At 57.7% G+C, this 5,426-nt stretch carries 3 rRNA genes; all 3 read left to right on the forward strand.

Features of this window, described 5'->3' with window-relative positions:
- Positions 1 to 179: 179 nt before the first annotated feature.
- The 3 genes from Val02_RS46765 (at position 180) to rrf (ending at position 5,420) form a co-directional block, all read left to right on the forward strand.
- Positions 180 to 1,697, forward strand: a 16S ribosomal RNA gene (locus tag Val02_RS46765).
- A gap of 383 nt (positions 1,698 to 2,080) precedes the next feature.
- Positions 2,081 to 5,202, forward strand: a 23S ribosomal RNA gene (locus Val02_RS46770).
- A 101-nt stretch (positions 5,203 to 5,303) separates the two neighbouring features.
- Positions 5,304 to 5,420, forward strand: a 5S ribosomal RNA gene (gene rrf, locus Val02_RS46775).
- Together the 16S, 23S and 5S rRNA genes form the textbook arrangement of a ribosomal RNA operon.
- Positions 5,421 to 5,426: the final 6 nt, after the last annotated feature.

Genomic DNA, 5,426 nt, shown 5'->3' on the forward strand with positions numbered 1-5,426 from the left:
CGGCAAGACAGCACAATGAAATACGGCAAACACCGGTAAGGTTGTTTCTGACGGTGCTTGTTCTTTGAGAACTCAACAGGGTGTTTTGTAAGCCAGTGCCAATTATGAAAGACCCCGTCCGGTTGGATGGGTTCCTTTGAGGCAACAATTTGTTTGTTGCCAGGTTTCATCTCTAGGTTTCTTTGGAGAGTTTGATCCTGGCTCAGGACGAACGCTGGCGGCGTGCTTAACACATGCAAGTCGAGCGGAAAGGCCCTTCGGGGTACTCGAGCGGCGAACGGGTGAGTAACACGTGAGTAACCTGCCCTCAGCTTTGGGATAACCCTCGGAAACGGGGGCTAATACCGAATATTCATGACCGGCGGCATCGTGGGTTGTGGAAAGTTTTTCGGCTGGGGATGGGCTCGCGGCCTATCAGCTTGTTGGTGGGGTAATGGCCTACCAAGGCGTCGACGGGTAGCCGGCCTGAGAGGGCGACCGGCCACACTGGGACTGAGACACGGCCCAGACTCCTACGGGAGGCAGCAGTGGGGAATATTGCACAATGGGCGGAAGCCTGATGCAGCGACGCCGCGTGAGGGATGACGGCCTTCGGGTTGTAAACCTCTTTCGACAGGGACGAAGCGCAAGTGACGGTACCTGGAGAAGAAGCACCGGCCAACTACGTGCCAGCAGCCGCGGTAAGACGTAGGGTGCGAGCGTTGTCCGGATTTATTGGGCGTAAAGAGCTCGTAGGCGGCTCGTCGCGTCGACCGTGAAAACCCGCAGCTTAACTGCGGGCCTGCGGTTGATACGGGCGGGCTAGAGTTCGGTAGGGGAGACTGGAATTCCTGGTGTAGCGGTGAAATGCGCAGATATCAGGAGGAACACCGGTGGCGAAGGCGGGTCTCTGGGCCGATACTGACGCTGAGGAGCGAAAGCGTGGGGAGCGAACAGGATTAGATACCCTGGTAGTCCACGCTGTAAACGTTGGGCGCTAGGTGTGGGGGGCCTCTCCGGTTCTCTGTGCCGCAGCTAACGCATTAAGCGCCCCGCCTGGGGAGTACGGCCGCAAGGCTAAAACTCAAAGGAATTGACGGGGGCCCGCACAAGCGGCGGAGCATGCGGATTAATTCGATGCAACGCGAAGAACCTTACCTGGGTTTGACATGGGCGCAAAACTGGCAGAGATGTCAGGTCCTTCGGGGGCGTTCACAGGTGGTGCATGGCTGTCGTCAGCTCGTGTCGTGAGATGTTGGGTTAAGTCCCGCAACGAGCGCAACCCTTATCCGATGTTGCCAGCGCGTTATGGCGGGGACTCATCGGAGACTGCCGGGGTCAACTCGGAGGAAGGTGGGGATGACGTCAAGTCATCATGCCCCTTATGTCCAGGGCTTCACGCATGCTACAATGGCCGGTACAAAGGGCTGCGATACCGCGAGGTGGAGCGAATCCCAAAAAGCCGGTCTCAGTTCGGATCGGGGTCTGCAACTCGACCCCGTGAAGTCGGAGTCGCTAGTAATCGCAGATCAGCAACGCTGCGGTGAATACGTTCCCGGGCCTTGTACACACCGCCCGTCACGTCACGAAAGTCGGCAACACCCGAAGCCGGTGGCCCAACCCCTTGTGGGAGGGAGCCGTCGAAGGTGGGGCTGGCGATTGGGACGAAGTCGTAACAAGGTAGCCGTACCGGAAGGTGCGGCTGGATCACCTCCTTTCTAAGGAGCACCTTCCTGCGAAAGCAGGTAAGGAGCCCGCACTGTCCGAATGTGATGGTGGGGTGCTCAATGGCGGAGACACTGGCGAGCTTTTGATCGGCAACGGCCGGCCTTCACGTGTAAGCAGCTCTTTCGGGAGCGCCGAAAGTGACCACGGTGCGGTGCGGCTGATCGGAAGTGTTAAACACCCTGTTGGGTCCTGAAAGAACAAGCCGGCTCCTGTGGGAGTCACTCCTGCGGGAGGGTGTTTGTTCTGGATGGTCACGCGCGCTTCGCGCACCAAACCGAGTCTTCTCCGGTTGCGGAGAGTTTCAGGTGGTGCGTGGGTGGAGTTGCGGGTGGTTGTTTGTTGAGAATTGTACAGTGGATGCGAGCATCTTTGTGGTCAAGTTGCTGAGGGCACATGGTGGATGCCTTGGCACCAGGAGCCGATGAAGGACGTGGGAGGCCGCGTTAGGCCTGGGGGAGCTGTCAACCGAGCTGTGATCCCAGGGTGTCCGAATGGGGAAACCCGGCACCAGTTGTGTGGTGTCACCCGCACCTGAATTCATAGGGTGTGTGGAGGGAACGCCGGGAAGTGAAACATCTCAGTACCGGTAGGAAGAGAGAACAATTGTTTATTCCGTGAGTAGTGGCGAGCGAAAGCGGATGAGGCTAAACCGTGCACGTGTGATACCTGGCAGGGGTTGCGTGTGCGGGGTTGTGGGGTGTGTGTGGACTGGTCTGCCAACTGGTCGGGTAGTGAGAAAATCGCTGGTTAGTCGAATTGCGCTGGAATGCGTGACCGTAGTGGGTGAAAGTCCCGTAGACGAAAATCTGTGATCTGCCTGATGCGCATTCCCGAGTAGCGGCGGACCCCTGTAATCTGCCGTGAATCTACCAGGACCACCTGGTAAGCCTAAATACTCCCTGGTGACCGATAGCGGACTAGTACCGTGAGGGAAAGGTGAAAAGTACCCCGGGAGGGGAGTGAAATAGTACCTGAAACCATGTGCCTACAATCCGTCGGAGCAAACGCCCTTGTGGTGGATGTGACGGCGTGCCTTTTGAAGAATGAGCCTGCGAGTTAGCGATACGTGGCGAGGTTAACCTGTGTGGGGTAGCCGTAGCGAAAGCGAGTCTGAATAGGGCGTTGAGTCGCGTGTCCTAGACCCGAAGCGGAGTGATCTAGCCATGGGCAGGCTGAAGCGCGGGTAAGACCGCGTGGAGGGCCGAACCCACCAACGTTGAAAAGTTGGGGGATGACCTGTGGTTAGGGGTGAAAGGCCAATCAAACTCCGTGATAGCTGGTTCTCCCCGAAATGCATATAGGTGCAGCGTCGTGTGTTTCTTGCCGGAGGTAGAGCACTGGATGGCCTAGGGGGCCCACAAGCTTACTGAAGTCAACCAAACTCCGAATGCCGGTAAGTGAGAGCGCGGCAGTGAGACTGCGGGGGATAAGCTTCGTAGTCGAGAGGGAAACAGCCCAGATCACCAGCTAAGGCCCCTAAGCGTGTGCTAAGTGGAAAAGGATGTGGGGTCGCATAGACAACCAGGAGGTTGGCTTAGAAGCAGCCACCCTTGAAAGAGTGCGTAATAGCTCACTGGTCAAGTGGTTCCGCGCCGACAATGTAACGGGGCTCAAGCACACCGCCGAAGCTGTGGCACTCACATGTGTACTCGGCTCGTTCCTTCGGGGGCGGGTCCAGGTGTGTGGGTGGGTAGGGGAGCGTCGTGTCACCGGTGAAGCGGCGGCGTGAGCCAGTCGTGGAGGTGACGCGAGTGAGAATGCAGGCATGAGTAGCGAAAGCAGGGTGAGAAACCCTGCCGCCGGATGACCAAGGGTTCCAGGGCCAGGCTAATCCGCCCTGGGTGAGTCGGGACCTAAGGCGAGGCCGAGAGGCGTAGTCGATGGACAACGGGTTGATATTCCCGTACCCGCGAAGGATCGTCCATGCTGAACCTCGTTTGTGCTAACCACCCAAAGCCGGTGATCCCTTCGGGGTGATCTGGTGGAGCGTGGGACCCCGGCGGGTAGTAGGCAAGCGATGGGGTGACGCAGGAGGGTAGCTGAACCCGGCCGGTGGTTGTGCCGGGACAAGCGTGTAGCCCGCGGTATAGGCAAATCCGTACCGCATAGGGGTGAGACGTTAAGTCGAGCCGTATCAGGTGAAGTCAGTGATCCCATGCTGCCGAGAAAAGCCTCTAGCGAGATTCGAGCGGCCCGTACCCCAAACCGACACAGGTGGTCAGGTAGAGAATACCGAGGCGATCGGGCTAACTGTGGTTAAGGAACTCGGCAAATTGCCCCCGTAACTTAGGGAGAAGGGGGGCCAGGCCTGGTGATGGCACACGCTGCCGGAGCTGGGGTTGGCCGCAGAGAGCGGGGGGAAGCGACTGTTTACTAAAAACACAGGTCCATGCCAAGTCGTAAGACGACGTATATGGACTGACGCCTGCCCGGTGCTGGAACGTTAAGGGGACCTGTTAGCCTCACGGCGAAGCGGAGAACTTAAGCGCCAGTAAACGGCGGTGGTAACTATAACCATCCTAAGGTAGCGAAATTCCTTGTCGGGTAAGTTCCGACCTGCACGAATGGCGTAACGACTTCCCCACTGTCTCAACCACAGGCCCGGCGAAATTGCATTACGAGTAAAGATGCTCGTTACGCGCGGCAGGACGGAAAGACCCCGGGACCTTTACTATAGCTTGACATTGGTATTTGGATTAGCTTGTGTAGGATAGGTGGGAGCCGGTGAAGCAGCCACGCCAGTGGTTGTGGAGGCAATCTTGAAATACCACTCTGGTTGATCTGGGTATCTAACTTTGGGCCGTGAGCCGGTTCAGGGACAGTGTCTGGTGGGTAGTTTAACTGGGGCGGTTGCCTCCTAAAATGTAACGGAGGCGCCCAAAGGTTCCCTCAGCCTGGTTGGCAATCAGGTGTTGAGTGCAAGTGCACAAGGGAGCTTGACTGTGAGACTGACGGGTCGAGCAGGGACGAAAGTCGGGACTAGTGATCCGGCACTGGCATGTGGAAGCGGTGTCGCTCAACGGATAAAAGGTACCCCGGGGATAACAGGCTGATCTTCCCCAAGAGTCCATATCGACGGGATGGTTTGGCACCTCGATGTCGGCTCGTCGCATCCTGGGGCTGGAGTAGGTCCCAAGGGTTGGGCTGTTCGCCCATTAAAGCGGCACGCGAGCTGGGTTTAGAACGTCGTGAGACAGTTCGGTCCCTATCCGCCGCGCGCGTAGGATACTTGAGAAGGGCTGTCCCTAGTACGAGAGGACCGGGACGGACGAACCTCTGGTGTGCCAGTTGTCCCGCCAGGGGCACGGCTGGTTGGCTACGTTCGGAAGAGATAACCGCTGAAAGCATCTAAGCGGGAAACTCGCTTCAAGATGAGGTGTCCCACCCCTTTGAGGGTTAAGGCCCCCAGTTAGACCACTGGGTTGATAGGCCGGAGGTGGAAGCCTAGTAATAGGTTTGAGCTGACCGGTACTAATAGGCCGAGGACTTGACCACAAACACGCTTCGCATCCACTGTGCAACTCTGAACAAACAACCGTGACCCTCGAGCAGAGGAACGTTTGGTTTGCTCGGGTTGGTTGATATGTTCATAGAGTTACGGCGGTTATGGCGGAGGGGAAACGCCCGGTTACATTCCGAACCCGGAAGCTAAGCCCTCCAGCGCCGATGGTACTGCATGGGAGACTGTGTGGGAGAGTAGGACACCGCCGGACATACTT

The sequence above is a fragment of the Virgisporangium aliadipatigenens genome (assembly GCF_016863615.1).
Taxonomy (GTDB): Bacteria; Actinomycetota; Actinomycetes; order Mycobacteriales; family Micromonosporaceae; genus Virgisporangium; species Virgisporangium aliadipatigenens.